Source organism: Streptomyces subrutilus (assembly GCF_008704535.1).
In the GTDB taxonomy this organism is placed as follows: Bacteria; Actinomycetota; Actinomycetes; order Streptomycetales; family Streptomycetaceae; genus Streptomyces; species Streptomyces subrutilus.
On the sequence record NZ_CP023701.1, the window covers coordinates 5913641 to 5934522 of the forward strand.

Consider the following 20882-nt stretch of genomic DNA (forward strand, 5'->3'; position numbering starts at 1 on the left):
CCGGCCGTGCGGTCAGCTGGCGTCTTCGTCGTCGACCCAGCCCATGGACCGCTCGACGGCCTTGAGCCAGCTCTTGTACTCGCGGTCCCGCTGTTCGGCGGACATCCGCGGGGTCCACTCCGCCGCGCGGCGCCAGTTGGCGCGCAGGGCGTCGGTGTCGGGCCAGAAGCCGACGGCCAGGCCGGCGGCGTAGGCGGCGCCGAGGCAGGTGGTCTCGGCGACCATCGGGCGCACCACGGGGGCGTCCAGGAAGTCCGAGAGCGTCTGCATCAGCAGGTTGTTGGAGGTCATGCCGCCGTCGACCTTGAGGGCGGCGAGCTCGACGCCCGAGTCCTTGGTCATGGCGTCGGTGATCTCGCGGGTCTGCCAGGCGGTGGCCTCCAGGACGGCACGGGCGATGTGCGCCTTGGTGACGTACCGGGTGAGGCCGGCGATCACACCGCGGGCGTCGGAGCGCCAGTACGGGGCGAAGAGGCCGGAGAAGGCGGGCACGAAGTACGCGCCGCCGTTGTCCTCGACCGAGGAGGCCAGCGTCTCGATCTCGGCCGCGGACTTGATCAGGCCCATCTGGTCGCGCATCCACTGGACGAGCGAGCCGGTGACCGCGATGGACCCCTCCAGCGCGTAGACCGGCTTCTGGTCGCCGATCCGGTAGCCGACGGTGGTCAGCAGGCCGCTGTAGGAGTTGATGATCTGGTCACCGGTGTTCATCAGCATGAAGGTGCCGGTGCCGTACGTGGACTTCGCCTCGCCCTCGGCGAAACAGGTCTGGCCGAAGAGCGCGGCCTGCTGGTCGCCGAGGGCCGAGGCGACCGGGACGCCGGCGAGGACGCCGTCCTTGACGTGCCCGTAGACCTCGGCGGAGGACTTGATCTCCGGGAGGACGTTGGTCGGGACGCCCATGGACTCGGCGATGCGCTCGTCCCAGGCCAGGTTGTGCAGGTTCATCAGCATGGTGCGCGAGGCGTTGGTGACGTCGGTGACGTGCACCCCGCCCTCGGCGCCGCCGGTGAGGTTCCAGATGACCCAGGAGTCCATGGTGCCGAAGAGGATGTCGCCCGCCTCGGCGCGCTCGCGCAGGCCCTCGACGTTGTCGAGCAGCCAGCGGGCCTTCGGGCCGGCGAAGTAGCTCGCCAGCGGCAGGCCGGTCTCGCGGCGGAAGCGGTCCTGGCCGACGTTGCGGCCGAGCTCCTTGCACAGGGCGTCGGTACGGGTGTCCTGCCACACGAGCGCGTTGTGCACGGGCTCACCGGTGTGGCGGTCCCACATCACGGTGGTCTCGCGCTGGTTGGTGATGCCGACGGCCTTGACGTCGGCGGCGGTGATCTCGGCCTTGGCGATGGCCCCGGCGACGACCTCCTGGACGTTGGTCCAGATCTCGGTGGCGTCGTGCTCGACCCAGCCCGGCTTCGGGAAGATCTGCTCGTGCTCCTTCTGGTCGACGGCGACGATGCGGCCGTCGCGGTCGAAGACGATGCAGCGGGAGGAGGTGGTGCCCTGGTCGATCGCGGCGATGAAGGGGCCGGTGCTGCTGGTCATGTGGCTGCTCCTGGCAGGTCTCTGAGTAGGCGAATCAGGGGGCGGTGCGGATCTTGCGATACGTGCCGGTGCTGATCAGGCGAACGCGATGTTGTACAGACCACCGGCGAGGGCGGCACCGGCGAGCGGGCCGACCACCGGGATCCAGGAGTATCCCCAGTCGGAGCCGCCCTTGTGCGGAAGCGGCAGCAGGGAGTGGACGATGCGGGGGCCGAGGTCGCGGACCGGGTTGATGGCGTAGCCGGTCGGACCGCCGAGCGAGAGGCCGATGCCGACGACCACGAACGAGGTGATCAGGACGCCGATGACGCCCAGGCCCTTGCCGTCGTCCTGGAGCCCCTGGGTCAGGATGGCCAGGACCAGGACGAAGGTGCCGATGATCTCGGTGACGAGGTTCTGGACGGTGTTGCGGATCTCGGGGCCGGTGGAGAAGATCCCGAGCACCGGGCCCGCCGTGTCGTGCGGGTGCGGGTCCTCCGGGCCGAGCGTGGCGTCGCGGATGTGCTCCGGGTCGGCGAGGTGGGCCCGGAACTGGCCGTAGTACGTCGCCCACATCAGGACCGCGCCCAGCATGGCGCCGAGCAGCTGGCCCGCGAAGTAGACCGGCACGTCCCCCCACGCGCCGGTCTTGACGGCTATGCCGACGGTGACGGCCGGGTTGAGGTGCGCGCCGGAGAGCGGTGCGGAGACGTACGCGGCGATCATGACGGCGAAACCCCAGCCGAAGGCGATCACGAGCCAGCCCGCGTTGCGGGCCTTGGAGCTCTTCAGCGTGACGGCGGCGCAGACGCCACCGCCGAGCAGGGTGAGCAGGGCGGTACCGATGGTCTCGCCGATGAAGATGTCGGAGCTGGACACCCGCGACTCCTTTGTCATACGTCCAGGGGTGGGCGGACACCGGGTCCCGCCGGTGGGTCCGCGCACTCGGTGAGTGCTGCACCGATCCGTGGTCTTGCCACACCCTAACGCGTATTGCCGTTAGGTGTTCGACAATGCCGACCGGTGAACGGCAGTTTTCCGCCCGGAGGAAGAAGGCGTCAAGGGGTGGCCAGGCCACAATGTCGGATCGTTACCACTCGGTACGATCGCCCAAATCTGGCCATCCGATGGCCGGGATATGACGAAAAATGGGCAGGGAGCGGTCAGGCTCCGGCCCGAAAGGCCGTGAAGGGGCCCGGAAGGGCCTAGAACCGGCCTGCGCCGAGATCGCGTGAAACGGCCCGCGCGCAGTCCCGCACGGACGCCACGAGCGTGCCGCGCGGCTCCCGGGACTCCCCGCAGACCCGCTCCACGGCGCCCGCGACCGCCACCGCGCCGACCGGCATCCGGCGCCGGTCGTGGATGGGGGCGGCGACGGAGGCGACGCCGTCCCAGGTCTCCTCGACGTCGGACGCCCAGCCGCGCGCCCGGGTCAGGGCGAGGACCTCCTCGAAGCCGGCGGCGTCGGTCACCGTCCGCGGCGTGAACGCCTCCCGCTCCACCTCCACCACCTGGGTGTGCGCGACCGGGTCGTACGCCGACAGCACCTTGCCCAGCGCGGTCGAGTGCAGCGGCTGCATCGCCCCGACCTCCAGCACCTGGCGGCTGTCGTCCGGCCGGAACACGTGGTGCATGATCAGCACCCCGCTCTTGTGCAGCACGCCCACGTAGACGCTCTCGCCGCTGGCCCGGGCCAAATCGTCCGTCCAGACCAGGGCGCGGGCGCGCAGCTCGTGCACGTCGAGGTAGCTGTTGCCCAGGCGCAGCAGCTCCGCGCCGAGCTGGTAGCGGCCGGAGGCCGGGTCCTGCTCCACGAAGCCCTCGGCCTGCAGGGTGCGCAGGATGCCGTGCGCCGTCCCCTTGGCCAGGCCGAGGGAGGAGGCCACGTCCGACAGGCCCAGCCGGCGTTCCCCGCCGGCCAGGAGCCGCAGCATCGCAGCGGCTCGTTCGAGCGACTGGATGTTCCGTGCCATCGCGCAGCCTCCTGCTGACCTTGCCGTCATTGCTGACCGTGCAAATGTGGTTCGACAATGCTGAACAGTATCGGTCGATGCCGACCTTTTGCATGGTTGGCCTGCTGTTCGCCGCGATGCGGCCCGGAACACCCCCGGCAGACTCCCCGACACAGAATGCAGTCCGCCACATGGGACAAGCCCACCGGGGCCGGGTGCGCCCGGTTACCCTGACCGCGTGCACCCTGGACGCAGAGGGGGTGCAAAGCCGACAGCCGTCGCATCCCAGGGAGCTGAACCATGGCCTCGTTGCCGAATCCGCCCGCTGACACCCAGACCCGGGCCGATGCCCTTCGGGAGGCGCTGGCCACTCGGGTGGTGGTCGCCGACGGGGCGATGGGGACGATGTTGCAGGAGCAGGATCCGACGTTGGAGGACTTCCAGCAGTTGGAGGGCTGCAACGAGGTGTTGAACGTGACGCGGCCGGACATCGTGCGCACGGTCCACGAGGCGTATTTCTCGGTGGGTGTGGACTGTGTGGAGACGAACACGTTCGGTGCGAATTTCGCGGCGTTGGCGGAGTATGACATTCCGGAGCGGAATTTCGAGCTGTCGCAGGCGGGTGCGCGGATCGCGCGGGAGGTTGCGGACGAGTTCACGGTGTCGACGGGGCGGCAGCGGTGGGTGCTGGGGTCGATGGGTCCGGGGACGAAGCTGCCGACGTTGGGCCATATCGGCTACGCGAGGATCCGTGATGCGTATCAGGTCAATGCGGAGGGTCTGATCGCGGGTGGTGCGGATGCGCTGCTGGTGGAGACGACGCAGGACTTGTTGCAGACGAAGTCGTCGATTGTCGGTGCGCATCGGGCGATGGCGGCGTTGGGTGTGTCGGTGCCGTTGATCTGCTCGGTGACGGTGGAGACGACGGGCACGATGTTGTTGGGGTCGGAGATCGGTGCGGCGTTGACGGCGTTGGAGCCGTTGGGCATCGACATGATCGGTTTGAACTGTGCGACGGGTCCGGCGGAGATGAGCGAGCATCTGCGCTATCTGGCGCGCAATGCCCGCATCCCGCTCTCGTGCATGCCCAATGCCGGCCTGCCGGTCCTGACGAAGGACGGGGCGCATTATCCGCTGGGTGCTCCGGAGCTCGCGGACGCCCAGGAGGGTTTCGTCCGGGAGTACGGGCTGTCGCTGGTCGGCGGGTGTTGCGGTACGACGCCGGAGCACTTGCGGCAGGTGGTGGAGCGGGTGCGGGGCAAGGAGATCGTGTCGCGGTCGCCGCAGCCGGAGCCGGGTGCCGCCTCCCTGTACCAGACGGTGCCGTTCCGGCAGGACACCTCGTACATGGCGATCGGTGAGCGGACGAACGCGAACGGGTCGAAGAAGTTCCGCGAGGCGATGTTGGAGGCCCGCTGGGACGACTGTGTGGAGATGGTGCGCGACCAGATCCGTGAGGGCGCGCACATGCTCGACCTGTGCGTGGACTACGTGGGCCGTGACGGTGTCGCGGACATGACCGAACTCGCCGGCCGGTTCGCGACCGCCTCCACCCTGCCCATCGTGCTGGACTCCACCGAGGTCCCGGTCATCCAGGCGGGTCTGGAGAAGTTGGGCGGCCGGGCGGTCATCAACTCGGTGAACTATGAGGACGGGGACGGTCCGGAGTCGCGTTTCGCGAAGGTGACGTCGCTGGCGCGGGAGCACGGTGCCGCGTTGATCGCGTTGACGATCGACGAGGAGGGGCAGGCGCGGAGCGTCGAGCACAAGGTGGCGATCGCGCAGCGGTTGATCGGGGACCTGACGGGGAACTGGGGGATCCGCGAGTCGGACATCCTCATCGACACGTTGACGTTCACGATCTGCACGGGGCAGGAGGAGTCCCGCAAGGACGGGATCGCGACGATCGAGGCGATCCGTGAACTGAAGCGGCGTCACCCGGACGTGCAGACGACCCTGGGCCTGTCGAACATCTCGTTCGGTCTGAACCCCGCCGCCCGCATCCTCCTGAACTCCGTCTTCCTCGACGAGTGTGTGAAGGCGGGTCTGGATTCGGCGATCGTCCATGCGAGCAAGATCCTGCCGATCGCCCGTTTCGACGAGGAGCAGGTGACCACCGCTCTGGATCTGATCTACGACCGGCGTGCGGAGGGCTACGACCCGCTGCAGAAGCTGATGGCCCTGTTCGAGGGTGTGAACACGAAGTCGTTGAAGGCCGGCCGGGCCGAGGAACTCCTCGCCCTGCCCCTGGAGGAGCGGTTGCGGCGGCGGATCATCGACGGGGAGAAGAACGGTCTGGACGCGGACCTGGCGGAGGCGTTGGAGACGCGTCCGGCGCTGGACATCGTCAACGACACCCTGCTGGAGGGGATGAAGGTCGTCGGTGAGTTGTTCGGTTCGGGTCAGATGCAGTTGCCGTTCGTGCTGCAGTCCGCCGAGGTGATGAAGACCGCGGTGGCCTATCTGGAGCCGCACATGGAGAAGACGGACGCGGACGGGAAGGGCACGATCGTGCTGGCCACGGTCCGTGGCGACGTCCATGACATCGGCAAGAACCTCGTCGACATCATCCTGACGAACAACGGCTACAACGTGGTCAACATCGGCATCAAGCAGCCGGTCTCGGCGATCCTGGAAGCGGCGCAGGAGCACCGGGCGGACGTGATCGGCATGTCCGGCCTCCTGGTCAAGTCGACCGTGATCATGAAGGAGAACCTCCAGGAGCTCAACCAGCGCAAGCTGGCCGCCGACTACCCCGTCATCCTCGGCGGCGCCGCCCTCACCCGCGCCTACGTCGAACAGGACCTCCACGAAATCTACGAAGGCGAAGTCCGCTACGCCCGCGACGCCTTCGAAGGCCTGCGCCTCATGGACGCCCTCATCGCCGTGAAGCGCGGCGTCCCGGGCGCCACGCTGCCCGAGCTCAAGCAGCGCCGCGTCGCCAAGCGCGCCGCCCCCGCCCTCCAGGTGGAGGAGCCGGAGGAGCCCGGCGGCCGCTCGGACACCGCCGTCGACAACCCGGTGCCCACTCCGCCGTTCTGGGGCACCCGCGTCGTCAAGGGCATCCCGCTCAAGGACTACGCCTCCTGGCTCGACGAAGGCGCCCTCTTCAAGGGCCAGTGGGGCCTCAAGCAGGCCCGTGCGGGCGGGGCGACGTACGAGGAGCTCGTCGAGAGCGAGGGCCGTCCGCGCCTGCGCGGTCTCCTGGACAAGCTGCACACGGAGAACCTGCTGGAGGCGGCCGTGGTCTACGGCTACTTCCCGTGCGTGTCCAAGGACGAGGACCTGATCATCCTCGACGAGCAGGGCAACGAGCGGACCCGCTTCACCTTCCCCCGCCAGCGCCGCGGCCGCCGCCTGTGCCTCGCCGACTTCTTCCGCCCCGAGGAATCCGGCGAAACCGATGTCGTCGGCCTCCAGGTCGTCACCGTCGGCTCGAAGATCGGCGAAGCCACCGCCAGACTCTTCGAGGCCGACGCCTACCGCGAGTACCTGGAGCTCCACGGCCTCTCCGTCCAGCTCGCCGAGGCCATGGCCGAGTACTGGCACGCCCGCGTCCGCTCCGAGCTCGGCTTCGCCGGCGAGGACCCCGCCCAGGTCGAGGACATGTTCGACCTCAAGTACCGCGGCGCCCGCTTCTCCCTCGGCTACGGAGCCTGCCCCGACCTGGAGGACCGCGCCAAGATCGCCGACCTCCTCCAGCCCGAGCGGATCGGCGTCCACCTCTCCGAGGAGTTCCAGCTCCACCCCGAACAGTCCACCGACGCCATCGTCATCCACCACCCCGAAGCGAAGTACTTCAACGCACGCTGACGCGGTCCGTCGTACACTTGTCGGTCCCAACAGGCCGGTCGCCTGTTCCCCGGGTCACACGCCCGAGGGAAGAGGTGACCGGCCTTCTTGTCCCTACCGAGAGGCTCGCGCATGACGAGTACCGTTCCCACCGCCGTCGCCCGTACGGCCGACGGCTCGGCCCTCCAGGCGGTGCTGCTCGACATGGACGGCACCCTCGTCGACACGGAGGGCTTCTGGTGGGAGATCGAAGCCGAGATCTTCCGCGAGCTCGGCCACCTGCTCGACGACTCCTGGCGCGACGTGGTCGTCGGCGGCCCCATGAGCCGCAGCGCGGCCTTCCTCATCGAGTCCACCGGCGCCGCCATCGAGCTCGCCGAGCTCAGCGTCCTGCTCAACGAGCGCTTCGAGGCGCGCATCGCCGACCAGGTGCCGCTCATGCCCGGCGCGGAGCGGCTGCTGTCCGAGCTGGCCCGGCACAACGTGCCCACCGCCCTGGTCTCCGCCTCCCACCGCCGGGTCATCGACCAGGTCCTGCTCACGCTCGGTCGCGACCGCTTCACGATGACCGTGGCCGGCGACGAGGTGCCGCGCACCAAGCCGCACCCCGATCCCTACCTGTTCGCCGCCCGGTCGCTCGGAGCCCATCCCTCGCGGTGCGCGGTCATCGAGGACACCGCCACCGGAGTGGCCGCCGCCGAGGCCGCCGGCTGCCGCGTCGTGGCCATCCCCTCGGTCGGCCTCATCGCGCCCGCGCCCGGGCGCACCGTCGTCCGCTCATTGGAGGACGTGGACCTGGCGTTCCTGCGCTCCCTGATCACCCCCATGAACTGAGCGCACACAGCGCCGCACGCTCCGTACCGAACGGAAAGCCGTGAGACCGAGGTCTCACGGAAGGATCTTCCGTTGCACGCCCCGGAGGCTGAAATTCCATCCCTCTCGGGGCAGTTGTTCCGGGTGACGTTCATCACCCGCGAAAGGCCCGGTGTCCCCGTCCCGGGCCCCCGCCGCCTTCCCTTGTGTCCGGATTGATCAGCTCCTGACCGAATCCGCGGCGACTGCGGCATGAACAGCCGGTCCGCTCCCATCACGGTGCGATTACGTCCCAAGTCCGGCCAGTTCCAGCCATCCCGCCCGGGGCCACTAGTGTCGACGCGGGCACTGCGCCGCACCTCAGCCGTCCCCGGCACGACACCCCTGTGCCGGGACCGCGTGGACCGATCGTCACTACACCGGCCCGATCGTTCCGCCCTGAACGGGCGACCGCCGCGCCGTGCCCCCCACACCGCTTTGAACCCGTGCCGGTCACAGGGAGTAACTCCAGCATGAACCGCAAGACCATGGTGCTGACGGCCGCGGCCGGACTGCTCACCCCCGCGCTCACCGCATGCGGCAGCGCGAGCGGCGGAGGAGCAGGCTCCGGAGCGATCGTCGTCGGGACCACCGACCGGTTCGAGGCGGCCGACTTCGCCCCGGCACCGTTCGACCCGGCCCACGCCTACGACGCCGGAGCCTGGAACGTCCTGCGCCAGACCGTGCAGACCCTGATGCACACCCCGCGCGGCGGCGGCCAGCCCGTCCCCGAGGCCGCCTCCGACTGCCGCTTCACCGACACCGGCAACGAGAGCTACCGCTGCACCCTGCGCCCGGGCCTGCAGTTCGCCGGCGGCGACCCGCTCACCGCCAAGGACGTCAAGTTCTCCATCGACCGGGTCCTCGCCATCAAGGACGAGAACGGCCCCTCGTCCCTGCTCTCCACCCTCGACACCGTCGAGGCCAAGGGCGCCGACACCGTCGTCTTCCACCTGAAGACCGCCGACGCGACCTTCCCGTACAAGCTCTCCACCCCCGCCGCGGGCATCGTCAGCGAGAAGCACTACGCCGCCCGCGGCCTGCGCTCCGGCTTCGAGATCGACGGCTCGGGCCCGTACACCATGAAGCCCGAGGTCAAGAACAACCAGCTGGTCCGCGCGGTCTTCACCAGGAACCCCCGCTACAAGGGCGACCTGAAGCTCCAGAACGACAAGGTCGAGCTCCGCACCTTCGCGGACTCCGCCGCCATGGGCCGGGCCCTCACCGACGGCTCCGTCCAGATGGTCTCCCGCACCCTGTCGCCCGCCCAGATCACCGAGTTCGCCGACAAGCCGCCCAAGGGCGTCAAGCTGGTCCCGCTGCCCGGCCTGGAGATCCGCTACCTCGGCTTCAACACCAACGCGCCCGTCGTGAAGGAGAAGGCCGTACGCCAGGCCCTCGCCGCCGCGGTCGACCGCAACGCGGTCATCTCCAAGGTCTACGGCAAGGCGGTCACGCCCCTCTACTCGCTGGTCCCCGCCTCCGTCCCGGGCCACGTCAACTCCTTCTTCAGCAAGTACGGCGAGGCCAACACCGCCAAGGCCCAGGGCCTGCTGAAGGACGCCGGCATCAAGACCCCGGTGAAGCTCACCCTGAACTACACCAAGGACCACTACGGCGACGGCACCGCGGCCGAGTTCGAAGCCCTCAAGACCCAGCTGAACGCGACCCAGCTCTTCGACGTCACCGTCCAGGGCAGCGACTGGGCCGACTTCCGCCCCGCGCAGAAGAGGGGCGACCACGCGGCCTACGGCCTCGGCTGGTTCCCCGACTACCCGGACGCCGACAACTTCCTCGCCCCGTTCCTGGAGCAGGACAACTTCCTGGGCACGCCGTACGCCAACGCCGGGGTCCGCACCAGGCTCATCCCCGAGTCCAGACGGGCGGTCGACCGCGGCGTCGCCCTCCCCGCGATCACGGAGATGCAGGACATCGTCGCCGAGGACGTGCCCGTCCTGCCCCTGTGGCAGGGCAAGCAGTACGTCGCCGCACGCGACGGGATCACCGGAGCGGAGTGGTCGGTCAACGCCATCTCCGACCTCCAGCTGTGGGAGCTCGGCCGGGGCGTCAGCGGCTGAGACCGGCAGGAACCCGGCGGCGGGCGTCGCAGGCCGGAGCAACGCACCAGTTCGACTGTGAAGGATTCGCGTGATGAGACGTAACCAGTGGTTGGCGGCCCCGCTCGGCGCGGCCACCGCCGCCGCGCTGCTCAGCGGTTGCGGTGCGGCCGACGGCTCCAACGCCGGCAGCGGCAAGGGCGTGGTCATGGGCATATCCGACAAGGTCAAGGCCACCGACCCCGCGTCCGGCTACGACCCCGGCTCCTGGCTGCTCTTCAACAACGTCTACCAGTCGCTGCTCAGCTTCCCCAAGGGCGGCACCACGCCCGAGCCCGACGCCGCGCAGTCCTGCGCCTTCGAGGGCGCCGACAGCAAGGTGTACAAGTGCACCCTGCGCAGCGGCCTGAAGTTCAGCAACGGCAACAGCCTCACCTCGAAGGACGTCAAGTACTCCTTCGACCGCACGCTGAAGATCAACGACGACGACGGCCCGGCCGTCATGCTCGCGTCGATCGCCGGCATCGACGCCCCCGACGACAAGACCGTCGTCTTCCGCCTGAAGACCTCCGACGCGACCTTCCCCAGCAAGATCGCCTCGGGCGCGGGCGCCATCGTCGACCACCGCGAGTACCCGGCGGACAAGCTGCGCACCGACGACAAGGCGATCGGCTCCGGCGTCTACAAGCTGGACTCCTTCAGCGACAAGAGCGCCTCCTTCTCGGTCAACCCGTCCTACAGCGGCAAGGCCAAGGCCAAGAACACCGGCGTCACCCTCAAGTTCTTCAACGGAGACCAGGCCGCCCTGAAGGCCGTCCTGGAGAGCGGCGACGTGGACTTCGCCTTCCGCGGACTCGCCGCCAAGGACATCGCCGGCCTCGCCGCGAGCAAGACCGGCGACAGCAAGGTCGACGTCGTCCAGGGCACCGGCGCCGAGGTCGAGCACATGGTCTTCAACGTGCACGACCCCGTCGTCGGCAAGCTCCCCGTCCGCAAGGCCATCGCGTACCTCGTGGACCGCGAGGCGCTCGTCAAGGACGTCTACGCCGGCACCGCCTCCCCGCTCTACTCGATCGTCCCGGCCGGCATCGCCGGACACACCACGCCGTTCTTCGACCGCTACGGCGGCACCCCCCAGCCGGAGAAGGCCAAGGCGGTGCTCAAGGCCGGCGGCGTCACGGGCAAGGTCAAGGTGACCCTGTACTCCACGCCGTCGCGCTACGGGCCCTCCACCGACCAGCAGTTCCAGGTCATCGCCAAGCAGCTCAACGACAGCGGGCTGTTCGAGGCCGACATGAAGTCCGTCGACTACGACCAGTACGAGAAGGACATCGCGGCCGGCAAGTACGGCATCTACATCAAGGGCTGGGTACCGGACTACCCGGACGCCGACAACTTCACCCAGCCGTTCTTCGGCCCGGGCAACGTGCTCCAGAACAACTACGAGAACAAGGAGATCAACGGGACGATCATCCCGTCGACCTCCGCCAAGGCCGACCGTACGGCGGCCAACGTGGACTACGACCGTCTCCAGGACATCGTCGCCGACGAGGTACCGCTGCTGCCCCTGTGGCAGGGCAAGCAGTACGCCGTCACCCGCGAGAACGTCAACGGCCTTCAGTGGTCCCTCGACGCCTCCACCGTGTTCCGCTTCTGGGAGATCAGCAAGGGCTGACGGGCACGCCCCGCACCACGCGCGACGGGCCGGCGACCGCACCACGCGGCCGCCGGCCCGTCGCCGTCCGATCCCTGCCGGGCGGGCCCGCCTACTGGGCCCCCGGCCGCACCAGGCCGCTCTCGTACGCGTACACCGCCGCCTGCACCCGGTCGCGCAGCCCCAGCTTCGTCAGCACGTGGCCCACGTGCGTCTTGACCGTGGTCTCGCTCACGAACAGGTCCGCGGCGATCTCGGCGTTCGACAGCCCCCGGGCCACCAGCTTCAACACCTCGACCTCGCGCTCCGTCAGCGTTCCCAACGCGTCCGGAACGCTGTCCTCACCCGACGGCAGGTGCCCCGCGTACTTGTCCAGCAGCCGCCGCGTGATGCTCGGCGCGAGCATCGCCTCGCCCGCCGCGACCACCCGGATCGCCTGCACCAGCTCGTTGGCCGGCGCGTCCTTCAGCAGGAACCCGCTCGCCCCCGCCCGCAGCGCCTCCACCACGTACTCGTCCAGATCGAACGTGGTCAGCACCAGCACCTTCGCCGGACCGTCCCGGCCCGGCCCGGTGATCTGCCGGGTCGCCTCGACCCCGTCCATCCGCGGCATCCGGATGTCCATCAGCACCACGTCGGGCTGGAGCGCCCGCACCTGGTCCAGCGCCTGGAGGCCGTCCCCCGCCTCACCCACCACCGCCAGTTCCTGCTCGGCCTCCAGGATCATCCGGAAACCGGTGCGCAGCAGTGGCTGGTCGTCGACCAGCAGGACGCGGATCGCCACGGGGTCTCCCTCGTATTCGTTCGGACGGCTCGGCGGACCCCGCCCATTCTGCCCTGGCCCCGGGATCAGCCCTCCGCCGGGCGCACCGCCCCCTCCCGCGCCACCGCCGCGCCGTCCGCCGGGCCGTCCTCCCCGCCGGCCGACCGCGCCGCGGGCACGGACAACGCCAGCGGGTACACCGGGGGAGTGCCGCCGAACTCCGGACACACCGCACGGTGATCGCACCAGCCGCAGAGCTTCGTCGGCCGAGGCCGCCAGTCACCCGTCTCCGTCGCCTCCCGGATGGCCTCCCACAGCGCGAGCAGCTTGCGCTCCACCCGCTCCAGGTCCTCCACCACCGGGTCGTACGTCAGCACGTCCCCACTGCCCAGGTACACCAGCTGCAGCCGGCGCGGCACCACCCGCTTGAGCCGCCACACCACCAGCGCGTAGAACTTCATCTGGAACAGCGCGCCCTCCGCGTACTGCGGCCGCGGCGCCTTGCCCGTCTTGTAGTCGACGATCCGCACCTCGCCCGTCGGCGCCACGTCCACCCGGTCGATGATCCCGCGCAGCCGCAGCCCCGACTCCAGCTCCGTCTCCACGAAGAACTCCCGCTCCACCGGCTCCAGCCGCGTCGGGTCCTCCAGCGTGAACCAGCGGTCCACCAGCGCCTCGGCCTCCGTCAGCCACTGCGCCAGCCCGGCCCCGCCGTCGTCCCGCGGGAACAGCTCCGACAGCTCCGGCTTCGACTCCAGCAGCCGCTCCCACTGCCCGGGGACCAAGGCCTTCGCCCGCGGCGCCGTCCGCTCCTGCGCCGGATGGTCGAAGAGCCGCTCCAGCACCGCATGCACCAGCGTCCCCCGGGTAGCCGCCGCACTGGGCTTCTCCGGCAACCTGTCGATCACCCGGAACCGGTACAGCAAGGGACACTGCATGAAATCGCCGGCCCGCGAAGGGGACAGCGAGGTGGGCGCCGCGGCCACCCGCACCGCGTCGGCATCGGCTGCGCCTGGCACGGCACCGGAGCTCGTCGTCATGCACGAAACCCTACGACCCGCCGCCGACAGCACGCGCATACCATCGACGCCAAGCCCCCTCGCACTGCATGATCGGAGCACCACCCCGCGCCCCGGCGCGACCACCACCCCACCGGACACACCGGACAGCACGCCCCCCGCACCCAGCCCGGGGGGACCCCCTGAACGAAGGACAGTCGTGGCAGACACCGACGAAACCGGCGAGCGCCGAGGCCGGCGCTCCGGACCGGGCGGCGGAATCCTCATGGGCCGCCCCTTCGGCGTACCCGTCTACGTCTCGCCCAGCTGGTTCCTCGTCGCCGCCCTCATCACCTGGGTCTTCGGCGACCAGCTCGACCGGATCCTGCCCGACCTCGGCCCCGTCCGCTACCTCGTCTCGCTCTTCTTCGCCATCGCCTTCTACGCCTCCGTCCTGGTCCACGAACTCGCGCACACCGTCGCCGCCCTGCGCTTCAAACTTCCCGTGCGCCGCATCCAGCTCCAGTTCTTCGGCGGAGTCTCCGAGATCGAGAAGGAGTCCGAGACCCCCGGCCGCGAATTCGTCCTCGCCTTCGTCGGCCCGCTGCTCTCGCTCGTCCTCGCCGGCGTCTTCTACCTCGGCATGAAGGCCGTCGACCCGGCCAGCGTCCCCGGCGTCCTCCTCGCCGGACTGATGATCTCCAACCTGCTCGTCGCCGCCTTCAACCTGCTCCCCGGCCTCCCCCTCGACGGCGGCCGCATGCTGCGCGCCGTCATCTGGGGCATCACCGGCAAGCCCATGGCCGGCACCGTCGCCGCCGCCTGGATCGGCCGCGGCCTCGCCGTCGCCGTCCTCCTCGGCCTCCCCCTCCTCACCCAGACCGGCGTCGTCGGCAACCGCCCCGAGTCCATCGGCGGCATGGACACCGTGATGGACGCCCTGCTCGCCGCCATCCTCGCCGCCATCATCTGGACCGGAGCCGGCAACAGCCTGCGCCTGGCCCGGCTGCGCGAACACCTCCCCGCCCTGCGCGCCCGCACCCTCACCCGCCGCGCCATCCCCGTCGAGAACGCCACCCCCCTCTCCGAGGCCCTCCGCCGCGCCAACGAGGCCGGGGCCCGCGCCCTCGTCGTCGTCGACGGACACGGCGACCCCCTCGCCATCGTCCGCGAGAGCGCCATCGCCTCCGTCCCCGAGCACCGCCGCCCCTGGATCGCGGTCAGCACCCTCGCCCAGGACCTCACCGACGGCATGAAGGTCTCCGCCGACCTCACCGGCGAGGAACTCCTCGAACACCTCCGCGCCACCCCCGCCAGCGAGTACCTCGTCCTGGAACCCGGCGGCGAGATCTACGGCGTCCTGTCCACCCTCGACGTCGAGAAGGCCTTCGTGAAGGCCATGGCGCGGCCCCAGTCCTGAAGCCAATACACTGGTCACATGTCCGAACCGACCGGTGCCGCCCGCCGACGCGGGCCCTTCGAGGTCGGGGACCAGGTTCAGCTCACCGACCCCAAGGGCCGCCACTACACGTTCACGCTCGAAGCCGGGAAGAATTTCCACACCCACAAGGGTTCCTTCCCGCACGACGAGCTGATCGGTGCTCCCGAGGGCAGTGTTGTCCGTACCACGGGCAACGTCGCGTACCTCGCGCTGCGTCCCCTGCTCCCCGACTATGTCCTGTCCATGCCCCGCGGTGCCGCCGTGGTCTACCCCAAGGACGCGGGCCAGATCCTGGCCTTCGCCGACATCTTCCCCGGCGCCCGCGTCGTGGAGGCAGGTGTGGGCTCCGGCTCCCTGAGCAGCTTCCTGCTGCGCGCCATCGGCGACCAGGGCATGCTCCACAGCTACGAGCGCCGCGCGGACTTCGCCGAGATCGCCACCGCCAACGTCGAGCGCTACTTCGGCGGCCCGCACCCGGCGTGGCAGCTGACCGTGGGCGACCTCCAGGACAACCTGTCCGACACGGACGTCGACCGCGTGATCCTCGACATGCTCGCCCCCTGGGAGTGCCTGGAGGCCGTCTCCAAGGCCCTGGTCCCCGGCGGCATCCTGTGCTGCTACGTGGCCACCACCACCCAGCTCGCCCGCACCGTCGAGTCCATCCGCGAGTTCGGCTGCTACGCCGAGCCGCAGCCGTGGGAATCGATGATCCGCAACTGGCACGTCGAGGGCCTCGCCGTCCGTCCGGACCACCGGATGATCGGCCACACCGGCTTCCTCGTCACCGCCCGCCGCCTCGCGGACGGCGTCGAGCCCCCGCTGCGCCGCCGCCGCCCCTCCAAGGGCGCGTACGGCGAGGACTACGACGGCCCCGGCAGCGACCGCTCCGCCTAGAGCGCCCCTCCGGCAGCCGGCCCGGCCGGTGCAACGCCTCAGCGCCGTGGCGCAGTTCCCCGAGCCGATCGGGAACTGCGCCACGGCGCCTTTTCGTTGTCACCACGAGGATCCGGTTCCGTCCGGACCCGGCCGTTCCACCCCCGTGTGAGGTGTGGCACGATGCTGGCTCCCCGTCACCCGTCGCACAGGAGACACCCCGCGTGCTGCACAGCCCCGCCGAGCTGACGCCCCCACCGGAAACCCTGGCGCACAGCCATGCCCGGGCCGTCCACTGGCTGGCCACGGCCACCGCCATGGCCGCGGTCGTCGCCCTCGCGGGACTCCTCCAGCCGGCCGCCGGCACCCCCGCCGCCGCGGCGGCCGCGGGCAGCGGCCCGGCCGCGGCGGACGGGCCGCGGGCCGCGGCCCCCGACGCGGCGGCGGTGACCTACCCGCTCGACTGCAAGGGCGCCCCGCAGACCGTCACGGCCACCGCCGAAGGCGACCTGGACGGCGACGGCCGCCCCGAGACCGTGGCGGCCGTGCGCTGCGACGCGGGCTCGGGCACTCCGCCGCACGCGCTCTACGTCCTCACCCGCGACCCCGCCGAGGGCGCCCGCCCCCGGGTCGTCGCCACCCTGCTCGAGGCCGCGCAGCGGCAGACCGCGACCGACCTCACCGTGCGCGACGGAGAGGTCACCGCGACCCTCCTCGGGTACTCCTCGCCCGAGGTGCCCCGCTACAGCCCCGACGTGAAGAAGCTCGCCAAGTGGCGCTGGACCGGCGGAAAATTCCGCCAGGAGCTGACGGACTCGGCCGCCATGCGTGTTTGAAGCGTCACTCGGCGTCGGGGCCGAACACTTCCACCCTGTCCGAAACGCGCCTTACGTGAATGCAGTCGCCCGGACATTCCTTCGCCGAGTCCACCACGTCCTGGAGCAGCGTCAGCGGAACCGGAGTCGTCGCCCCCGCCTCCTGCAGCAGCTCGTCGTCCCCGCTCTTCACGTACGCCAGACCGTCGATGTCCAGCTCGAACACCTCCGGCGCGTACTGCGCGCAGATGCCGTCCCCGGTGCAGAGGTCCTGGTCGATCCAGACCTCAAGCGGCTCGCCGGTCCCACCGGCGGTGCCCGTCGGAGCCTCGTGCTGCACGGTCATATCTCCTGCCGTTCCCTGCGCTGAGTGATCCATCCCGGTCACAAGTCGCAGCAAGTCGCGCGAGCTCGGACGGGTGTTGAACACTTCGACCTTACAACCGGCTGCTTCCCGAGTTTGATGGGTGGGTATTTCCTTGGCGTGAGGGAGTACGCAAGGGTGAAGATCGGACACACCTCTACCGTCTTTGTGATCTAGGGGTTTCAATCACCACCAGCCCAGGTAGGGTCAGGAAGCGTCCAGCTCCCCTTGGAGGAGGTGAGGACCGTGGCAGCCCACGACGACGACATCAACCGCGGCATCCGGCCCGGGCGAGGGTCTGAAGACCCCGCTGGCCAGGTTGCCTTTCTCGAGCAGGAAATCGCCGTCCTGCGACGTAAGCTCGCCGACTCTCCGCGACACACGAGGATTCTCGAAGAGCGGATCGTCGAGTTGCAGACGAATCTGGCCGGCGTCTCCGCACAAAACGAACGACTGGCGAACACGCTCCGTGAGGCCCGCGACCAGATCGTGGCCCTCAAGGAGGAAGTCGACCGGCTCGCGCAGCCGCCGGCCGGCTTCGGTGTCTTCCTGCAGGCGAACGAGGACGGCACCGTCGACATCTTCACGGGGGGCCGCAAGCTCCGCGTGAACGTCAGCCCCAGCGTCGAACCGGAAGAGCTCCGGCGCGGCCAGGAGGTCATGCTCAACGAGGCCCTCAACGTGGTCGAGGCCATGGCGTACGAGCGGGCCGGGGACATCGTCACCCTCAAGGAGATCCTGGAGGACGGCGAGCGCGCCCTGGTGGTCGGGCACACCGACGAGGAAAGGGTGGTGAGGCTCGCCGAGCCGCTCCTGGACGTCACCATCCGCCCCGGCGACTCCCTGCTGCTCGAACCCCGCTCCGGCTACGTCTACGAGATCGTCCCGAAGAGCGAGGTCGAGGACCTCGTCCTCGAAGAGGTCCCGGACATCGACTACGACAAGATCGGCGGCCTGGGCGACCAGATCGAACTGATCCGCGACGCCGTCGAGCTCCCCTACCTCTACCCGGACCTCTTCAAGGAGCACGAACTGCGGCCCCCCAAGGGCATCCTGCTCTACGGCCCTCCCGGCTGCGGCAAGACGCTCATCGCCAAGGCCGTGGCCAACTCCCTTGCCAAGAAGGTCGCCGAGGTGACCGGCCAGCCCGCCGGGAAGTCCTACTTCCTGAACATCAAGGGCCCCGAGCTCCTCAACAAGTACGTCGGCGAGACCGAGCGGCACATCCGCCTCGTCTTCCAGCGTGCCCGGGAGAAGGCGAGCGAGGGCACCCCCGTCATCGTCTTCTTCGACGAGATGGAATCCCTCTTCCGCACCCGCGGATCCGGTGTCAGCTCGGACGTGGAGAACACCATCGTCCCCCAGCTGCTCGCCGAGATCGACGGTGTGGAGGGCCTGGAGAACGTCATCGTCATCGGCGCCTCCAACCGCGAGGACATGATCGACCCGGCCATCCTGCGCCCCGGCCGCCTCGACGTGAAGATCAAGATCGAGCGTCCCGGCGCCGAGGCCGCGAAGGACATCTTCGCGAAGTACCTCAAGGCCTCGCTGCCCCTGCACACGGACGACCTGTCCGAGCACCAGGGCTCCACGGCCGAGACCGTCCACGGCATGATCCAGACCGTCGTCGAGCAGATGTACGCCGAAACCGAGGAGAACCGCTTCCTCGAGGTCACGTACGCCAACGGCGACAAGGAAGTCCTCTACTTCAAGGACTTCAACTCGGGCGCGATGATCCAGAACATCGTGGACCGGGCCAAGAAGATGGCCATCAAGGCCTTCCTGGAACACGACCAGAAGGGCCTGCGGGTCGCCCACCTGCTCCAGGCCTGCGTGGACGAGTTCAAGGAGAACGAGGACCTGCCCAACACCACCAACCCGGACGACTGGGCCCGCATCTCCGGAAAGAAGGGCGAGCGGATCGTATTCATCCGCACGCTCGTCACCGGAAAGCAGGGTGCGGACACCGGGCGCTCCATCGACACGGTGGCGAACACCGGCCAGTACCTCTGATCGAGCGGAGAGGCTGCGGATGCCCCTCCGGGCATCCGCAGCCGACTGCTTTACCGACTGCTTTTCAGCCGGTGACAAGGTAAAGCCAAAGACGGAAATGATCTCCCCACGAGCGCTCAGTGGTTCTAGGCTCATCCGTACCGCCGGACGCGCAGTGCGGGGACGGGCACCGCACAGACACACGCACCGGAGCACCAGCGGTACTTGAGCGCCGCTCCCGAAGGGGGGCGCCGCCGGGCAAGGAGGGCCGCATGACCGTACGGCGAGTAATGGGGATCGAGACGGAGTACGGGATCTCCGTCCCCGGGCACCCGAACGCCAATGCCATGCTCACCTCGTCCCAGATCGTCAACGCCTACGCGGCGGCGATGCACCGGGCGCGACGCGCCCGCTGGGACTTCGAGGAGGAGAATCCGCTGCGGGACGCCCGCGGCTTCGACCTCGCCCGCGAGGCCGCAGACAACAGCCAGCTGACCGACGAGGACATCGGCCTCGCCAACGTGATCCTCACCAACGGCGCCCGGCTCTACGTGGACCACGCCCACCCCGAGTACAGCTCGCCCGAGATCACCAACCCGCTCGACGCCGTGCTCTGGGACAAGGCCGGCGAGCGGATCATGGCCGAGGCGGCCGTACGGGCGGCCCAGCTGCCCGGCGCCCAGCCGATCCACCTCTACAAGAACAACACCGACAACAAGGGCGCCTCCTACGGCACGCACGAGAACTACCTGATGAAGCGGGAGACCCCCTTCTCGGACATCGTGCGCCACCTCACGCCCTTCTTCGTCTCCCGCCAGGTGGTCACCGGCGCGGGACGCGTGGGCATCGGCCAGGACGGCCGCGAGCACGGCTTCCAGATCAGCCAGCGCGCGGACTACTTCGAGGTCGAGGTGGGCCTGGAGACCACCCTCAAGCGGCCCATCATCAACACCCGCGACGAGCCCCACTCCGACGCCGAGAAGTACCGCCGGCTCCACGTGATCATCGGCGACGCCAACCTCTCCGAGATCTCCACCTACCTCAAGCTCGGCACGACGGCGCTGGTCCTGTCCATGATCGAGGACGGGTTCATCAACGTCGACCTGGCCGTGGACCAGCCCGTCCGCACCCTGCACCAGGTCTCCCACGACCCCGACCTCGGTCACCTGATCACCCTGCGCAGCGGGCGCACCCTGACCGCGGTGCAGCTCCAGATGGAGTACTTCGAGCTGGCCAGGAAGTACGTCGAGGAGCGGTTCGGGTCGGACGTGGACGAGCAGACCGCGGACGTGCTCACCCGCTGGGAGGACGTGCTGGGCCGGCTGGAGACCGATCCGATGAGCCTGTCCGGCGAACTGGACTGGATCGCGAAGCGGGAGCTGCTGGAGGGCTACCGGCGCCGGGACGGCCTGGAGTGGGACGCGGCCCGGCTGCACCTGGTGGACCTCCAGTACGCGGACGTGCGCCCCGAGAAGGGCCTGTACAACCGTCTGGTGGCCCGCGGCAAGATGAAGCGGCTGCTGGACGAGCCGGCGGTCGAGCGGGCCCGGAGCAAGCCGCCGGAGGACACCCGGGCCTATTTCCGCGGCCGCTGCCTGGAGCAGTACGCGGACGACGTGGCGGCGGCCTCGTGGGACTCGGTGATCTTCGACCTGCCGGGCCACGACTCGCTCCAGCGGGTCCCCACGCTGGAGCCGCTGCGCGGTACGCGGGCCCACGTGAAGGAGCTGCTGGACCGGTGCCGCACGGCGGAGGAGCTGGTGCAGGTGCTTTCGGGCCGCTGAACGCGGCTGAAAGGGCCCCGGTCCGGG

15 protein-coding genes are annotated in these 20882 nt (G+C 69.5%); 9 read left to right on the top strand and 6 right to left on the bottom strand.

Annotation, left to right across the window (positions count from 1 at the left end):
• Positions 1-12: 12 nt before the first annotated feature.
• From glpK to CP968_RS26230, 3 genes are all read right to left on the bottom strand, one after another.
• Complete coding sequence (gene glpK, locus CP968_RS26220) at positions 13-1539, bottom strand: glycerol kinase GlpK (RefSeq protein WP_150520340.1); 1527 nt, start codon at positions 1537-1539, stop codon at positions 13-15.
• A gap of 75 nt (positions 1540-1614) precedes the next feature.
• A complete protein-coding gene (locus CP968_RS26225) occupies positions 1615-2397 on the bottom strand; it encodes an MIP/aquaporin family protein (RefSeq protein ID WP_150520341.1) in 783 nt (260 codons plus the stop codon).
• 326 nt (positions 2398-2723) lie between these two features.
• Positions 2724-3491, bottom strand: coding sequence for an IclR family transcriptional regulator (locus CP968_RS26230; protein WP_150520342.1), 768 nt, complete (start codon positions 3489-3491; stop codon positions 2724-2726).
• Between the two features lie 279 nt (positions 3492-3770).
• Between CP968_RS26230 and metH the strand changes: the two genes are divergently transcribed.
• The 4 genes from metH (at position 3771) to CP968_RS26250 (ending at position 11846) form a co-directional block, all read left to right on the top strand.
• A complete protein-coding gene (gene metH, locus CP968_RS26235) occupies positions 3771-7283 on the top strand; it encodes a methionine synthase (protein WP_150520343.1) in 3513 nt (1170 codons plus the stop codon).
• A 111-nt stretch (positions 7284-7394) separates the two neighbouring features.
• The gene (locus CP968_RS26240; RefSeq protein ID WP_150520344.1) at positions 7395-8096 is read left to right on the top strand and encodes an HAD family hydrolase; all 702 of its coding nucleotides are present in this window, start codon (positions 7395-7397) and stop codon (positions 8094-8096) included.
• Positions 8097-8587: 491 nt separating this feature from the next.
• Complete coding sequence (locus CP968_RS26245) at positions 8588-10192, top strand: ABC transporter substrate-binding protein (RefSeq protein ID WP_150520345.1); 1605 nt, start codon at positions 8588-8590, stop codon at positions 10190-10192.
• A gap of 70 nt (positions 10193-10262) precedes the next feature.
• On the top strand, positions 10263-11846 hold the full coding sequence (locus tag CP968_RS26250) for an ABC transporter substrate-binding protein (protein ID WP_150520346.1): 1584 nt from the start codon (positions 10263-10265) through the stop codon (positions 11844-11846).
• Positions 11847-11937: 91 nt separating this feature from the next.
• Here the strand turns inward: CP968_RS26250 and CP968_RS26255 are convergent, their stop codons facing one another.
• Both CP968_RS26255 and CP968_RS26260 read right to left on the bottom strand, forming a co-directional pair.
• Complete coding sequence (locus CP968_RS26255) at positions 11938-12609, bottom strand: response regulator (RefSeq protein WP_150520347.1); 672 nt, start codon at positions 12607-12609, stop codon at positions 11938-11940.
• Positions 12610-12674: 65 nt separating this feature from the next.
• Complete coding sequence (locus CP968_RS26260; protein WP_150520348.1) at positions 12675-13628, bottom strand: RecB family exonuclease; 954 nt, start codon at positions 13626-13628, stop codon at positions 12675-12677.
• On the opposite strand from CP968_RS26260, the gene CP968_RS26265 reads away from it, so the two are divergent.
• From CP968_RS26265 to CP968_RS26275, 3 genes are all read left to right on the top strand, one after another.
• Positions 13525-15006, top strand: a complete 1482-nt coding sequence (locus tag CP968_RS26265) for a site-2 protease family protein (protein WP_150520349.1) — start codon at positions 13525-13527, stop codon at positions 15004-15006. The genes CP968_RS26260 and CP968_RS26265 overlap by 104 nt on opposite strands.
• Positions 15007-15024: 18 nt before the next feature.
• Positions 15025-15921 (top strand): tRNA (adenine-N1)-methyltransferase, encoded by an 897-nt coding sequence (locus tag CP968_RS26270; RefSeq protein WP_150520350.1) that lies wholly within the window; start codon positions 15025-15027, stop codon positions 15919-15921.
• Between the two features lie 203 nt (positions 15922-16124).
• Entirely contained in the window at positions 16125-16736 is a 612-nt protein-coding gene (locus CP968_RS26275; protein WP_373304111.1) for a hypothetical protein, read from the top strand.
• Positions 16737-16740: 4 nt separating this feature from the next.
• Here CP968_RS26275 and CP968_RS26280 read toward each other — a convergent pair whose 3' ends face one another.
• Positions 16741-17061, bottom strand: coding sequence for a ferredoxin (locus CP968_RS26280; protein ID WP_150520351.1), 321 nt, complete (start codon positions 17059-17061; stop codon positions 16741-16743).
• A gap of 264 nt (positions 17062-17325) precedes the next feature.
• Here CP968_RS26280 and arc point away from each other — a divergent pair, with 264 nt between their 5' ends.
• Both arc and dop read left to right on the top strand, forming a co-directional pair.
• On the top strand, positions 17326-19092 hold the full coding sequence (gene arc / locus CP968_RS26285) for a proteasome ATPase (RefSeq protein ID WP_150520352.1): 1767 nt from the start codon (positions 17326-17328) through the stop codon (positions 19090-19092).
• Between the two features lie 251 nt (positions 19093-19343).
• Complete coding sequence (gene dop, locus CP968_RS26290; protein ID WP_150520353.1) at positions 19344-20855, top strand: depupylase/deamidase Dop; 1512 nt, start codon at positions 19344-19346, stop codon at positions 20853-20855.
• Positions 20856-20882 lie beyond the last annotated feature (27 nt).